Here is a 21,936-nt window from a genome sequence, read left to right as displayed (position 1 = left end):
TCCGCCAGGCGCACGGGCGTGGCCTCGCCCGCCCAGGGTTCCGCGTGGCTGGCCTGGACGATCAGCACGCCGGCCTTGCGGTCGGCCTTCAGGTCCACGCGGGCGGTGAGCGCGTCGCCCTCCAGGAAGGGCAGGACGTAGTAGCCGTGGGTGCGCTTGTGCGCGGGCGTGTAGATCTCCAGCCGGACGCGGACGCCGAACATCCGCTCGGTGCGCTCGCGGAACCAGATCAGGTTGTCGAAGGGCGACAGCAGGGCGTGGGCCGCGACGCGGCGCGGCCGGCGCGCGGCGGGATCGAGATAGGCGCTCTCGCGCCAACCCTTCACGGCAACGGGGATGAGGTCGCCCGCCTCCACCACCTCGGCCAGGCGGGCCTTGAAGCCCTCGACGGGCATGCGGAAATAGTCGCGCAGGTCCTTGGGGCTAGCCACGCCCATGGCGCGCCCGGCGATGCGGATCAGCTCGCGCTGCGCCGCCTCCCGCGGCGGCGTCGGCGTCTCGATGATGGCGCTCGGCAGCACCTTGTGCGGCAGGCCATAGACCCGCTCGAAGGTCCCGCGCCGCGTGGCGGTCGTCAGCTCGCCGGTCCAGAACAGGCATTCGACGGCGCGCTTGGCCTCGCTCCAGCCCCACCAGCCGCCTTCGCCCTTATGGCCCATCTCCAGCTCGGAAGCGGCCAGCGGGCCGCGGCTCTCGATCTCGCCCAGCACCCGCTCCACGAAATCGCGCCGCTCGCGCAGGAAGCGGGCGATGCCCTTCCAGGTGCCGACGCCCTCGTGGGCGTCCTCCATCCGCCAGCGGAACAGCGGCTGGGACGACAGCGGCAGCAGCGAGGCCTCGTGCGCCCAGTATTCGAACAGCGGCCGCCGTTTCCCCCAGGCGATCTCTTCCAGCAACTCCCGCGGATAGGCGCCCAGCCGCGAGAAGGCCGGCAGGTAGTGGGTGCGCGACACCACATTGACGCTGTCGATCTGCACCACGCCCAGCCGTTCGACGAGCTTCACGAGCTGGCGCTTGCCGATCTCGCCCTCAGGACGCGCCTGGCCGAAGCCCTGGGCGGCCAGCGCGATACGGCGGGCTTCGCCAGCGGTGAGCTTGTCCTTCAACCGGGCGGCCTCACGCGGGCGGCTCATCCCGGCCGCTCATCGAACCTTCCTCCCACTCGCCAGCGTCCATCTGCTGTTTCGTGTACCAGCGGATGTTACCGAACCGGGCGTCGGCCGCCAGCGCTGCCGCAAGTCGCTCGATCATTCGGGTGAAGACCTTCTTCTTGCGACCGAAGATATCCAACCATCCAGGCGCACCCAGTACGATGAGGAAGTCTTCGATCGCGCCGACCCGCATCCAGAGCTGGACGCCCTGATCCCAGAAGCTGAATTCCCAGCCTTTCGGCCCCTCGCTGTCGACCGCCTCGACCTTGTACCCGAGGCCTTGCAGAATCTCGGACAGGACACCGGCGACGATGCGCCCGGGATATTCGATCCAGTCGTGGTCGTCCCACTCTCCCTCGTCGTCGAAATTTGGGACGAGGTATATGAACTTGCTGGCGATCATTGCGGCTGGCCCTGTTCGAAGGCGTCGTACCCGCTGTTAAGCGCTGCGGCGGCTGCGCCTCCGACCAGTCCTGTCGTGGCCGAGGGCATGCCTGCGATCACGCGCCCGGGGAAATCGAAGCGTTCCCATCCGAGCTTCTCGCCGCTGTATCCTGATCCCTTCCCGCGGCGCCCGCGAACCGGTCCCCCGTAAAAACCTAAATCAGTCGCATAATGATACTTCTGTTGCTGCCAGCGCGTCGCGCCTTCGAGCTTGGAGACGTTGAAGGGGCTATCGATGAACCAGGAAGGGAGTCGGCCGCCTCCCAGCACTTTAGGCAGTCTGGTGCTCCTCGCGATCCAATGCGCACCCATCCCTTCGTATGGCTCCAGCATGTAGTTCGCGAGCACCGGCTCATGGCTCGCCCTAACGGACGCTTCGACCGCGGGGGCCTCACGCGCGACGGCTGCGGCTTCCAGTCCCTTCGCCACTTCGCCGCCGAATATGAGAGAGCCGATATTGAAGGCCGTCTCGCCCTGATTGGCTCCGATCCCAAATCTCCGCTCAACCTCGCCGGACATGGTGCGCCCCATAGGTGTCGCGTCCGGATTGAGCTTGAGATTCTCTGAGTGCAGCCAGTTCTTCGCGTCGTCGCCGAGCAATTCAGGGTGCGCCGCGCGCGTCTGAAAGTAGTCGCCAACACGACGCCCCGTCGCCGCAGCTTCTGCCTGAGCGGAGGGGCTGAAAGGAAGTTCGGCGAGGAATTGAGCTCCGCCGACCGCGCCCTGTACCGTGTGAACGCCTCCACGAACGATGCCGTAACCGTTCCCGGCGAGTTCGGCCATACCGCCGACGGCGCGCTTCGCGACGGCGCTGTCGTCGAGCCAATTCGCCGCTACGCGCGCTGGCTGCCGCGGCGCGGTTTCTCGCGAAGGATTTGATGGTTTGACGGACTCCCCCGTCCAGACATTCCGCCCCGACTGCAAGCGCTGTTGCCGGAGGTCATCGGCTGCCTGTTTGGCAGCAGCCTGGGCTCGAGAGGCGGCGAGACGAGAATTGTCCGTCCGCAGCGTCCGACCGCCCGTTGCGACCTCGTCGGGCGTCACATCGTCGAAACCCGCCGGAATGGCATAGCTCTGGCCCGCATATATCGTCGATCCGCCACGGCCCATTCCGTTCAGGCTAAGGAATCGGCCGATGCTCGCCGGGTCACTCGTCCCGAGCAGCTTTGAGATGCTGTCGCCCGGCCGTGCGGTCGCGAAGCCGAAGCGGGGCGGCGAGAGCAGGGGCCCATTGGGCTCCACAGGCTGAGCGCGTTCGACCGGCGCGTCAGCGTCGGGCGATGCCGTTGCCGATGCGTCCGAACCAGAGTTCGCCCCGCTTTCGCCCGCAGCTACCGCTCCACCAATCGCTTGGGCGCCAAGCCTGATGAGGTCGCCCGGCTGCGGCGCATCCAGCTCCTTGCCCGAGCGCGTGGCCTGGTCCCACGCCTGCCGCCCGGCCGCCTCGGCATCGTCGCGCGCCGCGAACTCGGCGTTCCGCTGCGCCATCCAGTGGTCGATATCGTCATCGTCGTCGAACGGCCCCAAAGGCCGCATCAACGGCTGAAATCCAGCCAAGCCCAGCTCCCTCGTGAGATGGGTCGCACCGCGCGCCACACCAGCTCGAATTATGGCTCAGCTTGGTGTCTTGGTCAAGAACAAAAAGAGAACATTAGACCGCTAACGAATGGTTAACGCCGACACCCCCACCGCCTTGCGCGGCGGAACATTCGCGCATTCAGGCGTGGTCGAGCACCGGCTTCGACTGGTAGTTCGCCTCCAGGGCCTTCACCTCCTCATCGCTCAGTTTCACGTCGAGGGCGGAGACCGCCTCCTCCAGGTGGCCGAGCTTGGAAGCGCCGACGATGGGCGCGGTGATGGCGGGGTTCTTGAGCACCCAGGCGAGCGCCACCTGCATGTTGGTGAGGCCGCGTTGCTTGGCGATTTCGCCCACCGTATCGACCACCTTGAAGTCAGCGTCGCGGTAATAGAGGCGCGGTGCGAACTCGTCCGTGCGGGCGCGCTCGGTGTCGCCCTCCTTCGGCGCGGCGCGGCCGCCGGCCAGGAAGCCGCGGGCCAGCGGCGACCAGGGGATGACGCCGATGCCCTGGTCGCGGCACAGCGGCAGCATCTCGCGCTCCTCCTCGCGATAGACGAGGTTGTACTGCGGCTGCATGGAGACGAAGCGGCTCCAGCCGTTCTGATCGGAGACGGCGAGCATGCGAGCGAACTGCCAGGCGTACATGGAGCTCGCGCCGATGTAGCGGGCCTTGCCGGCGCGCACCACGTCGTTGAGCGCCTCCAGCGTCTCCTCGATGGGCGTCTCATAGTCAAAGCGATGGATCTGGTAGAGGTCGACATAGTTCATGCCGAGCCGTTTCAGGCTGGCGTCGATCTGGGCCATGATCGACTTGCGCGACAGGCCCTTCTCGTTGGCGCCTGCGCCCATCGGCCCGTTGACCTTGGTGGCGACCACGATCTCCTCGCGGCGGGCGAATTCGCGCAGCCAGCGGCCGGTGACCTCCTCGCTGACGCCGATGGAATAGACGTTGGCGGTGTCGAAGAAGGTGATCCCCTTCTCGATCGCCGTCTGGAAGAAGGGCTTGGACTCCTCCATGTCGAGCACCCAGGAGCGCCACTCCTTGGAGCCATAGGTCATGCAGCCCAGGCAGAGGCGCGAGACCTTCAGGCCGGTCGATCCCAGACGCACCTGTTGCATGGCGATGTCCTCCTTCGGCTAGCGCTCCAGCCGCCCGTCGGTGAGCGCGTCGAGCTCGAAGGGAAAAAGCACGTCCGGATCGGGGGCGTCGACCTCGCGGGCGATCTTCCTGGGCGCCAGCGTCTGGACGATATGGCTGAGGACGGCGAGGCGGGCCTTCTTCTTGTGGTCTGCGCGCACGCAGATCCACGGCGTCAGCGGCGCCGAGGTGCGTTTCAGCATCTCGTCGCGGGCCTTGGTGTAGTCGTCCCACTTCTCCTGGGCCGCGGCGTCCATGGGCGAGGCTTTCAGCACCTTCAGCGGGTCGGTGCGGCGTTCGTCCAGCCGCTTGGCCTGCTCCTTCTTGGAGACGTCGAGCCAGAGCTTCACCAGCTTCAGGCCACTCTCCAGCAGCATGGCCTCAAAGGTCGGCGTGTCGCGCAGGAAGACTTCCTGCTCCTCCGCGCTCGAGAAGCCCATCACCCGCTCGACGCCGGCGCGGTTGTACCAGGAACGGTTGAAGATCACCGTCTCGCCCCCGGCGGGAAGGCGCACGACATAGCGCTGGTAGTACCAGGTGCTGCGGTCGCGGTCGGAGGGCTTGGGCAGGGCGACCAGGCGGGTGGCGCGCACCGACAGGTGCTGGGTCAGGGTGCGGATGGCGCCGTCCTTCCCCGCCGCGTCGCGGCCCTCGAAGATGATCAGCACCTTTTCGCCAGCTTCCATGGCGTGCTGCTGCCAGTGAACCAGAGCGAGCTGGCGCTTCGCGAGCTCAGCTTCGTATTTGTCGTCATCCATGATGCCACCCTATTCCCTGCTGGGCCCGCGGAGCTAGAAGGGCGCGGATGATCCGGCTGTTCATTGCAAACGACCTGGCGGCGGGCGCACAGGTTCCGCTCGATGCCGGCCAGAGCCGCTACCTGGCCGCGGTGATGCGGCTGGCCGTGGGCGACGAGCTGCTGCTGTTCAACGGCCGCGATGGGGAATGGCGGGCCGCCGTGGCCTCGGTCGGCAAGCGGGCGGTGAACCTGGGGGTGGCGACGCTGGTGCGGCCGCAGGCGTGCGGCCCGGACCTGGAGCTGATCGTGGCGCTGGTGAAGCGCGCGCGGCTGGAGACCATCGTCGAGAAGGCGGCCGAGCTGGGCGCCGCCCGCGTGCGCCTCGTCATCACCGAGCGGACCAACGCCGACCACGCGCGGGTCGAGCGGCTGCAGGCGATCGCCACGGAGGCCGCCGAACAGACCGGCCGGCTTGACGTGCCGGAGATCGTCGAACCGGTGAAGCTGGAGCGCCTGATCGCCGACTGGCCCGCGGGCCGGCGGCTGCTGTTCTGCGACGAGGCGGGCGACGCCTTGCCCGTGCTGCCGGCGCTGGCCGGTCAGCCGAACGGCCCCTGGTCGGTTCTGATCGGCCCCGAAGGCGGCTTCTCGCCGAAGGAACGCCAGGTGTTGCGCGATCTGCCGTTCGCCGTCCCGGCCACGCTCGGCCCCCGGATCCTGCGTGCCGACACCGCGGCGATCAGCGCACTCACGCTGTGGCAGGCCGCTTTGGGCGACTGGCGCTCTTGAGCTTCCGGGATTTGCGCCCACCTACCTAAGCAACGTAAGGATTTCGGCCGCCAGGCGGCAGACCGGGTTGGGGTCGGGGAGGTGATGTATGGCCGAGGTCGCCTGCGACGATCGTCCGCTCGTGTTCGAAGATCTCGTCCGCTGGATGGAGGTTGGCGCCAAGCCCAAGGCCGACTGGCGCGTGGGCGCCGAGCACGAGAAATTCGTCTTCCGCCTGGGCAGCCACCAGCCCGTTCCCTACGAGCCAGGGGGCATCAAGGCGCTGCTGGAAGGCCTCACCCGCTACGGCTGGAAGCCGGTGATGGAGGGCGACAACGTCATCGCGCTGGAGCGCGGCAAGGCGAACGTCAGCCTGGAGCCCGGCGGCCAGTTCGAGCTCTCCGGCGCGCCGCTGGAGACCATCCACGACATCTGCGAGGAGACCGGCGGCCACCTGCAGGAGGTGAAGGTCGTGGCCGACGAGCTGGGCCTGGGGTTTCTGGGGCTGGGCTTCACGCCCATCTGGCGGCGCGATGAGGTCCCGATGATGCCCAAGGGCCGCTATAAGATCATGCGCGACTACATGCCCAAGGTGGGCTCCATGGGCCTCGACATGATGTTCCGCACCTGCACGGTGCAGGCCAACCTCGATTTCGGCTCCGAGGCCGACATGGTGGCGAAGTTCCGCGCCTCGCTGGCCCTGCAGCCGATCGCCACGGCGCTGTTCGCCAATTCGCCGTTCATCGAGGGCAAGCCGTCGGGCTTCGTCTCGGCGCGCGCCAACGTCTGGACCGACACCGACAACGACCGCACCGGCATGCTGGATTTCGTCTTCCAGGACGGTTTCGGCTTCGAGACCTACGCCAACTATGCGCTCGACGTGCCCATGTATTTCGTCAAGCGCGACGGCCGCTACATCGATGTCGCCGGCCGCTCGTTCCGCGACTTCATGAAGGGCGAGCTGCCCGAACTGCAGGGCCAGAAACCGACCCTGACGGACTGGGCCGACCACACCACGACCCTGTTCCCCGAGGTGCGCCTCAAGCAGTACCTGGAGATGCGCGGCGCCGACTCCGGGCCCTGGAGCCGGCTCTGCGCCTTGCCGGCGCTGTGGATGGGCGTGCTCTACGACGACGCCGCGCTGGCCGCGGCCTGGGACCTCTGTAAGGACTGGGAAACCCTCGACCACGAGCGGCTGCGCGCCGACGTGGCCCGCATCGGCCTGAAGGCGCAGGTCGCCGGCCGCACCGTGCAGGACGTCGCCAAGGACCTGCTGGCCATCGCCCGCGAAGGCCTGAGCCGCCGCAACCGCCTGTCCGGCGGCCTGGTGGACGAGAGCGGCTATCTTTCCGAGCTCGACGAGATCGCGGCCAGCGGCGTCACCCCGGCCGAACGATTGCTGGACCTCTACAACGGGCCCTGGGCCGGCGACGCCGCCAAGGTGTTCGAAGCCTTCGCCTACTGAGCCGGGGGCGCGGCGGGCGTGGTCTCGGGCTCGGCCTCGGACGCCGGCGCCTCATCCAGCCGGAAGACCGGGCCCGAGCCGTTGTAGGTGAAGAACAGCCGCCTGGCCTTGGACGACACATAGACCCGGTGGGCGCGGAAGAAATCGGCGCCGATGACCATGTCGTGGTCGCCTTCCGACGGGCCGTCGAAAACCCGAAGCTGGGTGTTGTGGATCTCTTCGCCGCCCACGGAGAAGACCGAGACCGGCACGATCCAGCTGTCGACCACATTGGGGCCGAAGCCGCGCACGTGGCCGCCGGGCCTGACGCCCGGGCCGTCGAGCTTGATGCCCAGCTTCTCCGCCGCCGCGCGCTTGAGGCCCGAGCGTGACGCCCCGGTGTCGAAGATCACCCGGATCGGCTTGCCATTGACGGTGGCCTCGGCGCGGATGTGCTGCGTCTGTTCGTCGATCGGGGCGATGTCGAGCCAGTTGAGGTGTTTCGGATCCGCCCAGTAGGCGCCGCCGCCCCCGCCGACGCAGTCCTTCGGCAGGTAGAGGCGAATGACCTCGTGCGCCAGGTCGAACTCCACGTCGGCGAAGCCCAGCAGGTTGAGCCCGACATTGCCGTCGAGGCCCGCGCCGCCGGCGTGGCCCGCGACCATCAGCGAGATATCGTGCAGCTGGGCGCCGGCGAACTCGAAGTCCTTCGCCTTGCTGAAGCCGACGTCGCGCTCCAGGCCGCCGACGCCACGCAGGTGGAAGCGGACGGACGCCGGGTTGATCTGCAGGTGGGCGCGTTCCGCCGCGGCCCGCGAGACCACGGTCCGATAGACCCCGGTGTCCACCAGCAATTGCAGGTCCACCCCGTTGACCTGGGTGGTGATCGAGGGCCTGAGGCCGGTCATCCGCACCGGCAGTTCGGCGATCCGCTGCAGGTTGCAGACAGGCGCTGCGGCGGCGGCGCCGGTCGCGACCATGACGGCCGCAAACGCGGCGGCGGACAGCAGGGCTTTTCCGTTCATACGGTCAGCCTAGCAGCCATCTACGAAGGTTCGAAGCCTCGCCGGGCACCGCCCTAGCGCACGCCGCCTTCTTCCCGGCCGGGGGTCTCGACATTGGGCGCCCAGTGCTCGCGCTGGCTCGCGCCATCGCCGGCATCCGTGTGTTGCACCACCTCGTCCACGTCCTGGCGGTGCGGACGGGGGTTCACGGCCTCGTCGTCGACCTCATAGACCTCGACCCGGTCGGTGTAGAAGGCCAGCCGCTCGGCGATCGGCTCCATGCCGTCGAACGGCTGCTCGTAGGTCCACACCGCATTCTCGGCGAACTCGCCGTCCATCAGGATGGTGTAGTAGGCCGCGTCGCCCTTGTAGGGGCAGTGGGTCTGGCGCTCGGTGCGCGACATGTACTCCATGGCGACGTCCTGGCGCGGGAAATAGACCACCGGCGGATAGTTCGCTTCCCGAAGGAGCAGGGCGTCGTCGGTGTCGGCGATGACGTGGCCATTGAAATAGGCGCGCCAGCGTTTCTTGACGGGCTCGAGGTCGATCGGGTGGTCGGGGCCGGGCTTCAGCATGGCGGAGGTCCTCCTCGCCTCATCAACGCATACAGGCACATGGGGGGTCCGCCGCCGCGATTCCACATCCGGCTGCACGGGTCGGGCGTTGCTTGTGCCGGGCAAGTTCGCGTGATCTTCTCCGCGAAAATCACAAGCCGGCGCAGGGAACATCCCTTGGACGCCGGGAGCCGAGGACCGGACTCACCCATGAATCTCGTCATGATCGCCGGCGTCGTCATCACGCTGCTGACCGCCCCGCTCGTGCTCATTCAGCTGCGCAACCACCCGCGCGGACTGTTCATCCTGTTCTTCGCCGAGATGTGGGAGCGGTTCTCCTACTACGGCATGCGCGGCCTGCTGATCTTCTACCTGACGCAGCATTTCCTGTTCGACGACAAGACGGCCCAGGGCCAGTACGGGGCCTACACCTCGCTGGTCTATCTGCTGCCGCTGATCGGCGGCCTGCTGGCCGACCGGTTCCTGGGATCGCGCAAGGCGATCGCGTTCGGGGCGCTGCTGCTGGTGGCCGGCCACTTCACGATGGCCTTCGAAGGCAAGCCCGTCGTCCAAGTGCTGACCTACAACCAGGCGTCCTACGACTTCCAGGTGATCGGCCGGGCCGACGCCAGGCAGGTGAAGCTCAAGGTTGGCGACGGCGCCTACGACTACGGCCCCTCGGCCGACGGCGGGCTTGTCGTCAAGGGCCTGCCGGCCAATGCGCCGCTGCCCGCCGTGCTGCCGAAGGGCTCCTACCAGCTCACCACCAGGGCCGAGACGCCGGTCTTCAAGTCGATCATGTTCATGGCGCTCAGCCTGATCATCATGGGGGTGGGCTTCCTGAAGGCCAACATCTCCTCGATCGTCGGCCAGCTCTATCCGGAGCGCGATCCGAGGCGCGATCCCGGCTTCACCCTCTACTACTACGGCATCAACCTGGGTTCCTTCTGGGCCGGCATCCTGTGCGGCTGGCTCGGCCAGAGTTTCGGCTGGTCCTGGGGCTTCGGCGCGGCCGGCGTCGGGATGCTGCTGGGCTACGTCGTCTTCATGCTCGGCAAGCCGCTCCTGGAGGGCAAGGGCGAACCGCCGAACCCTGTGGCGCTCGCCAAGCCGATCGTCGGCCCGCTGAACGGCGAGTGGCTGATCTATCTGCTCGGCCTGGCCGGCGTGCCGATCGTCTGGCTGCTGGTGCAGCACAATTCCATCGTCGGCTACCTGCTGGGCGCAGGCTCGGTGCTGGTGCTGGGCTACCTGATCTATTTCATGGTCACCCAGTGCACCAAGGTCGAGCGCGAGCGGATGACCCTGGCGCTGGTGCTGATCGCCGGCGCGGTGGTGTTCTGGACGCTGTTCGAACAGGCCGGCTCCTCGCTCAACCAGTTCGCCGAGCGCAACACCGACCTCTCCATCGGCCTCGGCCAGCAGATGACCGCGGCCCAGACCCAGTCCTTCAATCCTGGCTTCATCCTGCTGTTCGCCCCGGTGTTCTCGGCGATCTGGGCCTACCTCGGGCGCCGCAAGTGGGATCCCAACCCGGCGGTGAAGTTCGGGCTGGGCCTGCTGCAGGTGGGCGCGGGCTTCTTCGTGCTGGTCTGGGGCGCGCAGTTCGCCGACGCCAGCTTCAAGGTGCCGGTGGTGTTCCTGGCGCTCGCCTATCTGCTGCACTCGACGGGCGAGCTTTGCCTGTCGCCGGTGGGCCTGTCACAGATGACCAAGCTCGCCACGCCGGCGGTGATCTCGACGATCATGGCCACCTGGTTCCTCGCCTCCTCCTGGGCCCAGTGGCTGGGCGGCAAGGTGGCGCAGTTGACCGCCAGCGAGACCGTGGCCGGCCAGGTGCTCGACCCCGGCAAGGCGCTCGTGACCTATGCCCATGTCTTCAGGATGGTCGGACTGTGGGGGATTGGGGCGGGCGTGCTGATGCTCATCGCCTCGCCGATCCTGAAGACCTGGGCGCATGGCGCCAGCGACACCGATCCCCAGCAGCCGGAGCCGACCGCGCCCACCCTGGATGGCGAACGCCAAGCGGTGAACCCGCGGGCGATCCGCGCTGATCGGCGGGCCTAAGAGTCAGAACTCCTTCCGGAAGCGGATGTACCAGCTGTAGGGGAAGGTGAAGGTCCGTTCCTGGACGGCGGCGGGGACGGCGCCGGGCGTGCGCGGCCCGTTGAAGATCTGGATGTCGTCGCGTAGCCGGACCTTCGGGTGGTTAATCAGCGGCAGCTCGATCCGCAGGCTCATGTCCGGCCGCGGCTTCCACTCGGCGTAGGGCTTGAAGAAGGCCTTCAACTTGACCGTGTCGATGAAATTGAAGCGGTACGAGGTCTGCCGCCAGGGATTGTAGAGATCGAAGCCAACGCTGGCGTGCCGCGCCGGCAGCTCCTGGCTGAAATTGATCGACCAGTCGATCGGATGGAGGGTCGATATCTCCCGCTTCTCGTGCGTCGTCGGATCGGTGACCTCCGACCAGCGGCGGGTCACGTCGCCCTTGATCAGGGCCCCCTTCCAGCCGAGCGCGTCCATACTCAGGGTCACCGTCGCCTCTATCTCGTCCTTGGTCCCCGCGCCGATGTTGGTGGGCTGATCGAACACCGCCCCGTTCGCCGCGAAGACCGGCCCGCGGTCCTCCACGTCTTTCAGCTTGAAGTGGCGCCCGGCCAGCACGATCGAGGACCCGCTCCAGAGCTTCTGCTCCAGCTGGCCCTCCACAACCCAGTCCTGCTGGGGATTGAGGTTCGGGTTGCCGGTGGTGACGCCGGTCGCGCTGCTCAGGCTCGAGGAGGCGACGAAGTCGTCGAAGTTCAGCTGGCCCACCTCGCGTTCGACCCGCACGCGCAGCTGGGTGGCCGAGGTGGGCGTCCAGGCGATGGTCAGTCGCGGCTTGGCGAAGGAGAAGGTCTTGGCCAGCGCCACGTCGCCCCGCGAGGAGATGTCCGAGGTTTCGTAGCGCAGCCCCGCGTCGACCGTCAGCTGGGCGAGCGGCCGCCAGACGCCCTTCAGGAATGCCTCGGTGCGCTTCTCCTCCACCTGCACGTTGGCGGCGGGGAGGGCGACGAGCGCTCCGTTCGATGTGAAGCTCGTGCGGCTGTCGAGCTTGTTGTCGGCGTTCTCGACGCCGGCTTCCAAGGACAGGGTCTCGCCGAAGCGGTGCTTCAGCACGCCGCGCAGGATCAGCTCGCTGGAATCGCGGTCGTTGAGGAAATGGTCCGAGGCGTCGGAGCCGGTGACCGCAGGGATGAGGTCGTCGGAGAAGGAATTGGTGGTGCGGCGCCGCGTCGTGCGCAGCGCCACCAGCTCCACGTCCGTCGCCGCCCCGAAGGCGCGGGAATAGCGCGCGCCGGCCTCGGTATCGTGGGTCAGTTGCCCGAAGTAGAAAATCTGCTGGTCCGGCGCCGGCGAGGTGAAGAAGTCCTGCTCCGGCTCCTTGAACTTCTCCAGGTTCGTGTAGCCGTTGATCCGTAGGCGACCGCCCAGCGCCGGCGTCTCGAAGGCGCCGGAGAATTGCCACAGCATGTCGGTGCCGTAGCTTTGGATGCGGGCGATGAGCGGCGGCCGTCCGTTGGCGAAGCGGAGTTCGTTGTGGCCCGGGCCGACGCCGTCGTCGGCGCCCATACCGTAGCGCCCCGAGGCTTCCCAGGTCCGTCCTCCCGGCAGGCCGCCGGAACCTTCCAGGCGCACGCCGGTAAGGTGGCGCCCATCCTCGACGTGCTGGTCTGCGAGGTGCAGCAAGCCGCGGATAGCGCCGTCCGACTTCAGCACCACGTTGGCGATGATGCTCTTGCCCTGCATGTCGATGCCCGGAGCGCCGCCGCGGATCACGTCGATCCGCTCGACCTTGCCGATCGGGATGCGCTGCAGGATGGCGTCGAGGCCGTCGGTCTTCGAGGTCGGCCGCTGGCCGTTGATCAGCACATTGCCGGCGGCGCCTTCGAAGCCGCGCACCGCGTTGCCCGTATCCAGGCTGAAGTCCGGGATCCGGCCCACCATGTCGAGGGCGGTGTTGGTGTTGGAGGCGGCGAAGTAGGACGCCGGATAGCTGATCACCCCCTGCTGGGCGGTCGCGGCCGGATCGGCCGGCGCCGCAGCCACGGCGGCCTGCGCCAGAAGGTGGAAAAGCAACATCGACCGGTCTCCCCAAGTCCGAGCTTGGTGGCCCGGGAGACCGGCGCAGGGCCAATTAAATGGCCGTAAGGTGGATTAAATCGCCGAAAGGTTGCCGTTGATAACCTGAGACGCCGCCGGCCTAGAGGCTCGTCCCGCCAACCGTAAGTCCGGTGATCTTGAGCGACGGCTGGCCGACGCCGACCGGCACGCTCTGGCCGGCCTTGCCGCAGACCCCGACCCCCGGATCGAAGCAGAAGTCGTCCCCGATCATGGTGACCCGGGTCAGGGCCGAGGGCCCGTCGCCGATCAGGGTTGCGCCCTTCACCGGGCTGGTGATCTTGCCGTCCTCGATCAGGTAGGCCTCGGTGCACTGGAAGACGAACTTGCCGTTGGTGATGTCCACCTGGCCGCCGCCGAAGTTGGCGCAGTAGAGGCCGCGCTGGGTCGAGGCGGTCATCTCCTCGCGGGGCGTCATGCCGCCGAGCATGCCGGTGTTGGTCATCCTGGGCATGGGCATGTGGGCGTAGGACTGGCGCCGGCCGTTGCCGGTGGCCTCCAGGCCCATCAGCCGGGCGCTCATGCGGTCATGCATATAGCCCTTCAGGATGCCGTCCTCGATGAGGATGGTGCGTTCGGTGGGCGTGCCCTCGTCGTCGACGGTGAGCGAGCCGCGGAAGCCCGCGATGGCCCCATCGTCGAAGACCGTGACGCCGGGGGCGGCGACGCGCTCGCCGACCTTGCCGGAGAAGGCCGAGGTGCCCTTGCGGTTGAAGTCGCCCTCCAGGCCGTGGCCGACCGCTTCGTGCAGCAGCACACCGTTCCAGCCCGGTCCCAGCACCACGTCCATCTCGCCGGCCGGGCAGGGCACGGCGTCGAGGTTGACCAGCGCCTGGCGCAGCGCCTCCTCGGCCTGCTCCTGCCACTTCTGCGGGGTGATCCAGGTCTCGAAGCCGGCGCGCCCGCCGGCGCCGGCGAAGCCGTTCTCGCGGCGGCCGTCGCGCTCGACGGTGATCTGCACATTGACGCGGCACAGCGGGCGCACGTCGCGGATCAGCCGGCCATCGGCGCGCAGGATCTCGATCTCGCGGCGTTCGCCGGCCAGGGAGGCCATGACCTGCACGACCCGCGGATCGCGGGCCCGGCACCAGGCGTCGATCTCCTGCAGCAGGGCGACCTTCTCGGAGAACCCCGGCGAGGCGAGCGGGTCGTCCTCGCCATAGAGCTTGGCGTTGGTGGCGCGCGGACCCTCCGCGGCCACGCCGGAATAGCCGCGCTTGGCGAGCCGGGCTGAGTCGGCGGCGCGGCGGATGGCGCCTTCCGAGATCTCGCTGGCGTGGGCGTAGCCGGCCGTCTCGCCGGCCACCACCCGCAGGCCGAAGCCTTCGGTCGAATCATAGGCCGCCGACTTCAGCCGCCCGTCGTCGAACATGAAGCTCTCGCTTTCCGACCGCTCCACGAAGAGCTCGCCGTCATCGGCGCCGGCGAGGGCGTCGCCGAGGATTTCGCGGGCGCGGCCGGTGTCGACGCCGGCGGACTGGAGGATCGAGGGGACGGAGGCATGGGCGTTCATGGGCCCAAGATAGGAAGCCGCCGCGCCCGCGTCACCCGCTGATGCGGCCGCGCAGCGGATCGTGGCCCCAGTTCATGAGGCTGTAGCGCCAGCGCGTGTGGGTGACGTCGCCGCCCATCCTCAGGACCGGCGGTCGCTGCGCCAGGTGGCGACGGCAGTAGCCGATGACCTTCTTCATGTGGTCGTAGTCTGCGTCGGCCAGGTCTTCGACGGGCTTGGCGCGCATCGCCAGGATGCGGCGGGCCGACTGGCGGCCGACCGATTCGGCTTCCCCGCGGCGGACCATGCCGACCTTGCGACTCTCCGGCGTCTCCAGCCAGGCGGCCAGCTCGTCCGAAGTGAGGTTCACGAGGGCGTCGAACTCATCGCGGATCCGGCGCTCGGCTTCGGGGTGGCGGTGCATGGTGAAGGCGAACGGGGGTCTCTAGCGAGGTGGGCAGAGGCTCCGAATATCCGCTCCGCGGCGGTGCGCAAGCCCGCCGCCGCACTTATCGGGAAGTCAGGCTCGGGAACCGCCTTGGCAAGCCCGGATGATGCGCGTATGCACCCCCGCGAAGGGGCCGGGCGAGCGCGGCCGCGCTTGCGCGCCCTCTGTTGTCGGCGAGGCGATCCACCATCGCAGACCGGCCAGCCAGACCGAGGGGACATGAAGTCGAGGTTTCAGGGTATGCGAGCGCTGGCGATGGGCCTCGCCACGGGCGCGATGACGGCGTTTTGGGGCGCGTCAGCCTTCGCCGAGGATCTGATCGGCCAGCCGACCCCAGGCGGCATCGCCATGCAGCCGGGCGTCACCCAGCTGAAGCACGACGCGATCTTCTTCCACGACGCCATCCTGATGCCGATCATCACGGTCATCACCCTGTTCGTGATGGTCCTGCTGGGCATCTGCATCGTGCGCTACAACAAGCGCGCCAATCCGATCCCGGCGCGCTGGAGCCACAACACCGCCATCGAGGTGACCTGGACCTTGGTCCCGGTCCTCATCCTGGTGTTCATTGCGATCTTCTCGTTCAAGCTGCTGTTCGCCTATCACGACATGCCGCACCCCGACGTGACGGTGAAGGCCACCGGCTACCAGTGGTACTGGGGCTACGAGTATCCCGACCAGAAGATCCCGGAGTTCGTCTCCAATATCCTTCCCGAGGACCAGGCCAAGGCCAAGGGCGTGCCCTACCGCCTGGCGGCGACCCAGCCGATGGTGGTGCCGGTCAACAAGACCGTCCAGGTGCTGACCACCGGCGCCGACGTGATCCACGCCTTCGCCGTGCCGGCCTTCGGCATCATCATGGACGCCATCCCCGGCCGGGTGAACCAGACCTGGTTCAAGGCCGAGCGGATCGGCACCTACTACGGCAGCTGCCGCGAGCTGTGCGGCGTCGACCACGCCTTCATGCCGATCGAGGTGCGCGTGGTGAGCCAGGCCGATTTCAACGCCTGGGTGCTGTCCAAGCACGGCGCGCTGCCGGGCGCGACGCCCACGACCGTCTCGGCGCAGACTCTGGGGACCGGCGCCGCCGCGACGGCTCCGGCGGCCGCGGCCTCCGCGCTCAAGCCGCCGGTCAACGCCGCGGCTCCGGCCGGCAGCGCGCCTGAGCCCACCGCCACCAACACCACGGCCGCGCCCAAGGCGCTGGCCGCGCACTGAAATTCCAGGACAAGCGTAAGATGGCCACGCCCGCCTCCGCCCACGACGATCACGGCAGCTACGCCCACACCCCACCGTTCCTGGTGCGGTGGCTATTCTCAACGAACCACAAGGACATCGGCACCCTCTACATCCTGTTCGCGATCATGGCGGGCCTGGTGGGCGGGGCGCTGTCGGGCCTGATCCGCTGGGAGTTGGCCGAGCCCGGCATCCAGATCTTCCAGCCGCATTCCTGGATCGCCCAGATCGGGCTGATCGAGGGGTCCAAGCACGGCTACAACGTGGTGGTCACCGCCCACGCGCTGATCATGATCTTCTTCATGGTCATGCCCGCGATGATCGGCGGGTTCGGCAACTGGTTCGTGCCGCTGATGATCGGGGCGCCGGACATGGCGTTCCCGCGGATGAACAACATTTCCTTCTGGCTGCTCTGCGCCTCATGGGTGCTGATGCTGACCTCGATGTTCGTCGACGGCGGCCCCGGTCGCGGCGCCGGAACCGGCTGGACCCTCTATGCGCCGCTATCCACCTCGGGCCATACCGGGCCCGCCGTGGACTGCGCGATCCTGTCGATCCACCTGGCCGGCGCCTCATCGATCCTCGGCGCCATCAACTTCATCACCACCATCTTCAACATGCGCGCGCCGGGCATGACCCTGCACCGGATGCCGCTGTTCGTGTGGTCGATCCTGGTGACCGTGTTCCTGCTGCTGCTCTCGCTGCCGGTGCTGGCCGGCGCGATCACCATGCTGCTCACCGACCGCAACTTCCACACCCACTTCTTCGATGCGGCCGGCGGCGGCGACCCGGTGATGTACCAGCACCTGTTCTGGTTCTTCGGTCACCCCGAGGTCTACATCCTGATCCTGCCGGGCTTCGGCATGGTCAGCCACATCGTCTCGACCTTCTCGCGCAAGCCGGTGTTCGGCTACCTGGCCATGGCCTACGCCATGGTGGCGATCGGCTTCGTCGGCTTCCTGGTGTGGGCGCACCACATGTACACGACCGGCATGAACCTCAACCTGCAGGCCTATTTCGTGGCGGCCACCATGGTGATCGCCGTGCCGACGGGCGTGAAGGTGTTCTCCTGGATCGCGACCATGTGGGGCGGATCGATCGACTTCAAGACGCCGATGCTGTGGGCGATCGGCTTCATCTTCCTGTTCACCGTCGGCGGCGTGACCGGGGTGGTGCTGGCCAATGCCGGCGTCGATTACCAGTTCCAGGACACCTACTATGTGGTGGCCCACTTCCACTACGTGCTGAGCCTGGGCGCGGTGTTCGCGATCTTCGGCGGCTTCTACTACTGGTTCGAGAAGATGTGGGGCGTGAAGTACCGCGAATGGCTGGGCGCGCTGCACTTCTGGATCACCTTCATCGGCGTGAACCTGGTGTTCTTCCCGATGCACTTCCTGGGCCTCCAGGGCATGCCGCGCCGCTACGTCGACTATCCGGAGGCCTTCACCCTCTGGAACCAGGTGTCCTCGTTCGGCTACGTGATCACGCTGGTGGGCGTGGGCGTCTTCCTGGTGGTGCTGCTCGACGCCATGGTGTTCCGCCGCAAGGCCGAGGCCAATCCGTGGGGCGAAGGGGCCACGACGCTGGAGTGGACGCTGCCCTCTCCGCCGCCGTTCCACCAGTTCAACGAGTTGCCGGTGATCCAGGCCGACCTCCACTAGGCCGGCCCTCGCCTGAACCAAGACTTCCGGGGGCGCGCTTCGTTCGGGGCGCGCCCCTCGACCATTTGAGAGTATAGCTGCATGGCCATGGCCACGGCCCATCCAGAGACGCGCGCAGCCGCCCGCTGGCAGGACTACTTCCAGCTCCTGAAACCGCGGGTGATGTCGCTCGTGGTGTTCACCGCCCTGACCGGCCTGGTCTGCGCGAACCAGCCGATCAACCCGATCCTGGCGGGCGTGGCGATCCTCTGCATCGCGGTCGGCGCCGGCGCCTCGGGCGCGCTCAACATGTGGTACGACGCCGACATCGACGCCAAAATGCGCCGCACGCGCGGCCGCCCGGTGCCGTCCGGCAAGGTGCAGGGCGCCGATGCGCTGGCGCTCGGGGTCGTGCTGTCGCTGTTCTCCGTCATGCTGATGGGCATGGCCCTGAACTGGCTGGCGGCGGGCCTGCTGGCCTTCACCATCGCCTTCTACGCTCTGGTCTACACGGTGTGGCTCAAGCGCTCGACGGCGCAGAACATCGTGATCGGCGGGCTGGCCGGCGCCCTGCCGCCGGTGATCGGCTGGGCGGCGGCCTCCGGCTCGACCCCGCTCAACGCCTGGCTGCTCTGCGCGATCATCTTCTTCTGGACCCCGCCGCATTTCTGGGCCCTGTCGCTCTACACCTCCGAGGACTACGCTAAGGCCGGCGTGCCGATGATGCCGGTGGTGGCGGGCGCGGCCTCCACCCGCCGGCAGATCCTGATCTATTCGTTGCTGGTCGTGCCGCTGTGCTTGGCGCCGGCCTTCACCGGCCTGGGCGGCGCGGCCTACCTCGGCGTCGCCGCGGCAGGCGGCCTGGTGTTTCTGCTGCTCGCCTGGCGACTGTTCCGCAGCCGCGCTGGCGAGCGGACGGGCGAGCGCAACACCGACGGGCTCTACGACGTGCGCGCCGGCGCCAAGGACGCGCGCAACCTGTTCGCCTTTTCCATCCTCTACCTGGCGCTCATCTTCGCCACCCTGCTGGCGGAACATCTCATGGGCGCGCAGCCGCTGGAGGTGTTGGCGCGATGAGCGATCCCCGCAACGAGAGCAAAGCCGACTTCAAGGCCCGGCGCGGCCGCAACATCGCGCTCGCGCTCGGGCTCGTCCTGTTCGTCATCCTGGTCTTCGTGGTCACCATCGTCCGGCTGGGGAGCAATGTCGCAAACCACTCCTTCTGAGCGCCCGCCGCTCGATCCCCAGAGGCGTCGCAACCGTAACGTCGCGATCGTCTGCGGGCTGACCTTCTTCGGCATGGTCGGCGCGGCCTATGCGGCGATCCCGATCTATCGGGCCTTCTGCCAGGTCACCGGCTACGGCGGCACGGTCCGCCGCGCCGAGGCCGCGCCCGACAGGCTGTCGGACCAGAAGGTCACGGTCAGCTTCGACACCAATGTCCGCGGCCTGCCGTGGGACTTCTCAGCCGAACAGCGGGCCCAGACCCTGCGGGTCGGCGAGACCAAGCTGGCCATCTTCAAGGTGACCAACCACGCCGACCACCCCGTCACGGCGCGCGCGGTGTTCAACGTCACGCCGGACTCGGCGGGGACCTATTTCCGCAAGCTGCAGTGCTTCTGCTTCTCCGACCAGACCATCGGCGCGGGCCGGACGGTCGAGATGCCGGTGCTCTATTTCGTCGATCCGAAGTTCACGCAGGACATCAACACCAAGGGCGTGACCGACGTGACCTTGTCCTACACCTTCTTCCCGGCGGTCGACGCCAAGCCGCCGGCGGTCGCGGCGGGTTCCTGAAGGGCCCGGCGACCGATGCGCAAAATCTTGCACGCGGCGGCTCACGTCTTCGGGCCGGGGGCGCTGGAATTCATCAGGAAAGAATGGCCCGGATCGACTGATCTTGGCTTTCGCGGAACGCCAATCGACCGCTCTCGCGCCTAACAAATATTTCGAAAAATCTGATTTTGAGCGCCGCCTGTGCTAACCAGCACCATGCGCATGGTTCCAGACAGGGCGGTCCTGACCGTCGTTCGACACAACGGTCAGTGGGCGGTCGAGTACGATGGCGACCACTTCGGCCATTCGCCGGACCAGCAGGTCGCCAAGGCCGCGGCCAACCGCCGGGTGCGCGAAATGCAGGACACCGGACGCCCCTGCCAGGTGCGGGTGAGCGGCGAAAACGGCTTCTGGGCCGTCGCCTGACATGGCCAACGCCCGCAGCCCCGCCGCATCCGGACACCACGCGGCCTCCGCCGCGGCCCTGTTCCGCACCCAGATCGAAGCCGCCGAGGCCGAGGGCGTGGCCCGCGATGACATGACGCTCCGGCTGACTCTGGGCGACGTGCACAAGCTCAAGCGCGATCCGGGCATCGCGCTCAGCGACATCAGCTTCGCCGGCGGCGTCATGCGCTACCTCGGGGTCAAGATCGAGCCGGGCGGCGTGACCGCCAGCGCTCTCGACCGAGGCGAAGCCTAATCCGATCCCTCCCACCACGACGGCCGATGCGCCAGCGCGCCGGCCCCGGCAGACCCGCGCCCGCCGGGCGCTCCAGAAGGGCCTTATGAAGGAAGCCGACAAGACCAACTTCGAAGCGCGGCTGAAGGCCGCCTCCGACGCCAAGAAAGCGCTCTTGGAGAAGTTCAAGCCGCGCCCGACGACGGTCGCGCCGCAGCGGCAGGACCGGGCCGCGCAACGCGCTCGCGAGCTCGCCGAAGTGCGCGCCGCTCGCGCCGCCGCCAAGATCGCCCGCAAGGACGCCGTCGCCGCCGCCGAGACCGCCGAGGTGGAGGCCAAGGAGGCCGCCGAAGCCGCCGCGCTGGAATCGCTGCGCGGCGAGCGCAAGGAACGCAAGCAGCTGACCAAGGCGGAAGCCAAGGCCAAACGCGACGCCAAGTACGCGGCCCGCAAGGCCCGCCAATAGAGCCAGGCCGCGCCGGCTCGAAAGACGTGGAGACAGTCCGATGGCGATGAAGCCCAACTATGCGTTCGAACGCCGCGAACGAGATCGAAAAAAGGCGATCAAGGCCGCCCAGAAGGCCGAAGCCAAGCGCGAGGCCAGCGAGCAGAAAGCCGCCGAGAACGCCCCGCCGGGCGGGGACGATCCCGACCGCGAAGGCTGAGCCGCCAGGAGCGCCCCATTACCCCTTGGCGGATGCGGCGGCGCAGGGCTATAGCGTGCCCGACTTCGACCGCGCGGGGCCAGGTTCTGCGCGGGGGATTTGTGAGGGGTTAGGACCGAGATGGCCCACGGCGACGTCAAGCACGACTACCACCTGGTGAATCCAAGCGCCTGGCCGCTGGTCGGCTCCATCGCCGCGGTGGCGATGGCGCTGGGCGGCATCACCTGGCTGAAGGGTTTGTTTGGCGCCCAGGCGTCCTTCCCGTTCGCCCCGCATACCTCTTACCTGTTCTTCGCCGGCCTGGCGGGCGTGCTCTACACCATGTTCGGCTGGTGGCGCGACGTGGTGAAGGAAGCCAACGAGGGCGACCACACCCCGGTCGTCTCCATCGGCCTGCGCTACGGCATGATCCTGTTCATCGCCTCGGAGGTGATGTTCTTCGTCGCGTGGTTCTGGATCTTCTTCGAGATGGCGCTGTTCCATCACCACCGGACGCTGTCGTCGATCGACGAGGTCCGGCAGGCCTGGGCGAGCTGGCCGCCGCACGGGGTCGAGACCGTGCCGCCCTGGCAGCTGCCCCTGGTCAACACGCTGACCCTGCTGCTCTCCGGCACGACGGTCACCTGGGCGCACCACGCCCTGCAGACCGGCGACCGCAAGGGCGCCAAGATCGGCCTGCTGCTGACCATCATCCTGGGCGTGATGTTCACCTCGATCCAGGCCTACGAGTACAACCACATCATCCAGCACAAGTACTTCTTCAGCGCCGATGCGGCGAACTCGGGGCTCTATGGCTCGTCGTTCTTCATGGCTACCGGTTTCCACGGCTTCCACGTGCTGATCGGGACCATCTTCCTGACCGTCTGCCTGATCCGGCTGATGATGGGCGGCTTCTCGCCCAAGCAGCACTTCGGCTTCGAGGCGGCGGCCTGGTACTGGCATTTCGTCGACGTGGTGTGGCTGTTCCTCTTCGCCTTCATCTACGTGATCTTCGGGACCCACGTGGCCGGCGGCTGAC

23 protein-coding genes are annotated in these 21,936 nt (G+C 67.7%); 13 read left to right on the top strand and 10 right to left on the bottom strand.

Annotated features, from left to right (window positions below):
* The 5 genes from VGT80_RS18465 to ppk2 form a co-directional block, all read right to left on the bottom strand.
* The coding region (locus VGT80_RS18465) for a winged helix-turn-helix domain-containing protein (RefSeq protein WP_327458128.1) at positions 1-1,133 on the bottom strand (1,133 nt) is incomplete at its 3' end.
* Entirely contained in the window at positions 1,117-1,554 is a 438-nt protein-coding gene (locus VGT80_RS18460) for a hypothetical protein (RefSeq protein ID WP_327458127.1), read from the bottom strand. The genes VGT80_RS18465 and VGT80_RS18460, both read right to left, overlap by 17 nt.
* Entirely contained in the window at positions 1,551-3,152 is a 1,602-nt protein-coding gene (locus VGT80_RS18455; RefSeq protein ID WP_327458126.1) for a hypothetical protein, read from the bottom strand. Before VGT80_RS18455 ends, VGT80_RS18460 begins: the two co-directional genes overlap by 4 nt.
* Before the next feature lie 160 nt (positions 3,153-3,312).
* A complete protein-coding gene (locus VGT80_RS18450) occupies positions 3,313-4,293 on the bottom strand; it encodes an aldo/keto reductase (RefSeq protein WP_327458125.1) in 981 nt (326 codons plus the stop codon).
* A gap of 18 nt (positions 4,294-4,311) precedes the next feature.
* Positions 4,312-5,073, bottom strand: a complete 762-nt coding sequence (gene ppk2, locus VGT80_RS18445) for a polyphosphate kinase 2 (RefSeq protein WP_414693927.1) — start codon at positions 5,071-5,073, stop codon at positions 4,312-4,314.
* A gap of 44 nt (positions 5,074-5,117) precedes the next feature.
* Between ppk2 and VGT80_RS18440 the strand changes: the two genes are divergently transcribed.
* A complete protein-coding gene (locus VGT80_RS18440; protein WP_327458123.1) occupies positions 5,118-5,840 on the top strand; it encodes a 16S rRNA (uracil(1498)-N(3))-methyltransferase in 723 nt (240 codons plus the stop codon).
* Positions 5,841-5,928: 88 nt separating this feature from the next.
* Positions 5,929-7,284, top strand: coding sequence for a glutamate--cysteine ligase (locus tag VGT80_RS18435; protein ID WP_327458122.1), 1,356 nt, complete (start codon positions 5,929-5,931; stop codon positions 7,282-7,284).
* Here VGT80_RS18435 and VGT80_RS18430 read toward each other — a convergent pair.
* Together VGT80_RS18430 and VGT80_RS18425 are read right to left on the bottom strand one after the other, a co-directional pair.
* Positions 7,278-8,288: an aspartyl protease family protein gene (locus VGT80_RS18430; RefSeq protein WP_327458121.1), complete on the bottom strand. Its 1,011-nt coding sequence runs from the start codon at positions 8,286-8,288 to the stop codon at positions 7,278-7,280. The genes VGT80_RS18435 and VGT80_RS18430 overlap by 7 nt on opposite strands.
* Positions 8,289-8,341: 53 nt before the next feature.
* The gene (locus VGT80_RS18425) at positions 8,342-8,842 is read right to left on the bottom strand and encodes a DUF427 domain-containing protein (protein WP_327458120.1); all 501 of its coding nucleotides are present in this window, start codon (positions 8,840-8,842) and stop codon (positions 8,342-8,344) included.
* Between the two features lie 189 nt (positions 8,843-9,031).
* Here VGT80_RS18425 and VGT80_RS18420 point away from each other — a divergent pair, with 189 nt between their 5' ends.
* Positions 9,032-10,888: a peptide MFS transporter gene (locus VGT80_RS18420; RefSeq protein ID WP_327458119.1), complete on the top strand. Its 1,857-nt coding sequence runs from the start codon at positions 9,032-9,034 to the stop codon at positions 10,886-10,888.
* A gap of 3 nt (positions 10,889-10,891) precedes the next feature.
* Here VGT80_RS18420 and VGT80_RS18415 read toward each other — a convergent pair whose 3' ends face one another.
* From VGT80_RS18415 to VGT80_RS18405, 3 genes are all read right to left on the bottom strand, one after another.
* Positions 10,892-12,943 (bottom strand): TonB-dependent receptor, encoded by a 2,052-nt coding sequence (locus VGT80_RS18415; protein WP_327458118.1) that lies wholly within the window; start codon positions 12,941-12,943, stop codon positions 10,892-10,894.
* A gap of 121 nt (positions 12,944-13,064) precedes the next feature.
* Positions 13,065-14,495, bottom strand: a complete 1,431-nt coding sequence (gene tldD / locus VGT80_RS18410; protein ID WP_327458117.1) for a metalloprotease TldD — start codon at positions 14,493-14,495, stop codon at positions 13,065-13,067.
* 31 nt (positions 14,496-14,526) lie between these two features.
* On the bottom strand, positions 14,527-14,898 hold the full coding sequence (locus tag VGT80_RS18405; RefSeq protein ID WP_327458116.1) for a DUF3140 domain-containing protein: 372 nt from the start codon (positions 14,896-14,898) through the stop codon (positions 14,527-14,529).
* A gap of 243 nt (positions 14,899-15,141) precedes the next feature.
* Here VGT80_RS18405 and coxB point away from each other — a divergent pair, with 243 nt between their 5' ends.
* The 10 genes from coxB (at position 15,142) to VGT80_RS18355 (ending at position 21,935) form a co-directional block, all read left to right on the top strand.
* Positions 15,142-16,140 (top strand): cytochrome c oxidase subunit II, encoded by a 999-nt coding sequence (gene coxB / locus VGT80_RS18400; RefSeq protein WP_327458115.1) that lies wholly within the window; start codon positions 15,142-15,144, stop codon positions 16,138-16,140.
* 20 nt (positions 16,141-16,160) lie between these two features.
* Positions 16,161-17,819: a cytochrome c oxidase subunit I gene (ctaD, locus tag VGT80_RS18395; protein WP_327458114.1), complete on the top strand. Its 1,659-nt coding sequence runs from the start codon at positions 16,161-16,163 to the stop codon at positions 17,817-17,819.
* Between the two features lie 81 nt (positions 17,820-17,900).
* The gene (locus tag VGT80_RS18390; protein ID WP_327458113.1) at positions 17,901-18,875 is read left to right on the top strand and encodes a heme o synthase; all 975 of its coding nucleotides are present in this window, start codon (positions 17,901-17,903) and stop codon (positions 18,873-18,875) included.
* A complete protein-coding gene (locus VGT80_RS18385; RefSeq protein WP_327458112.1) occupies positions 18,872-19,024 on the top strand; it encodes a hypothetical protein in 153 nt (50 codons plus the stop codon). The genes VGT80_RS18390 and VGT80_RS18385 overlap by 4 nt, the downstream gene beginning before the upstream one ends.
* On the top strand, positions 19,002-19,595 hold the full coding sequence (locus tag VGT80_RS18380) for a cytochrome c oxidase assembly protein (RefSeq protein ID WP_327458111.1): 594 nt from the start codon (positions 19,002-19,004) through the stop codon (positions 19,593-19,595). The genes VGT80_RS18385 and VGT80_RS18380 overlap by 23 nt, the downstream gene beginning before the upstream one ends.
* Before the next feature lie 195 nt (positions 19,596-19,790).
* Positions 19,791-20,000 (top strand): hypothetical protein, encoded by a 210-nt coding sequence (locus VGT80_RS18375; protein WP_327458110.1) that lies wholly within the window; start codon positions 19,791-19,793, stop codon positions 19,998-20,000.
* A gap of 1 nt (position 20,001) precedes the next feature.
* Positions 20,002-20,274 (top strand): hypothetical protein, encoded by a 273-nt coding sequence (locus tag VGT80_RS18370; protein WP_327458109.1) that lies wholly within the window; start codon positions 20,002-20,004, stop codon positions 20,272-20,274.
* Between the two features lie 85 nt (positions 20,275-20,359).
* Positions 20,360-20,719, top strand: a complete 360-nt coding sequence (locus tag VGT80_RS18365; RefSeq protein WP_327458108.1) for a DUF6481 family protein — start codon at positions 20,360-20,362, stop codon at positions 20,717-20,719.
* Between the two features lie 40 nt (positions 20,720-20,759).
* A complete protein-coding gene (locus VGT80_RS18360) occupies positions 20,760-20,918 on the top strand; it encodes a hypothetical protein (protein WP_327458107.1) in 159 nt (52 codons plus the stop codon).
* A gap of 120 nt (positions 20,919-21,038) precedes the next feature.
* Positions 21,039-21,935: a cytochrome c oxidase subunit 3 gene (locus VGT80_RS18355; protein WP_327458106.1), complete on the top strand. Its 897-nt coding sequence runs from the start codon at positions 21,039-21,041 to the stop codon at positions 21,933-21,935.
* Position 21,936 lies beyond the last annotated feature (1 nt).

It is taken from the genome of Phenylobacterium sp. (assembly GCF_035944335.1).
GTDB lineage: Bacteria > Pseudomonadota > Alphaproteobacteria > Caulobacterales > Caulobacteraceae > Phenylobacterium.
This window is presented reverse-complemented; position numbering and strand designations above follow the sequence as displayed.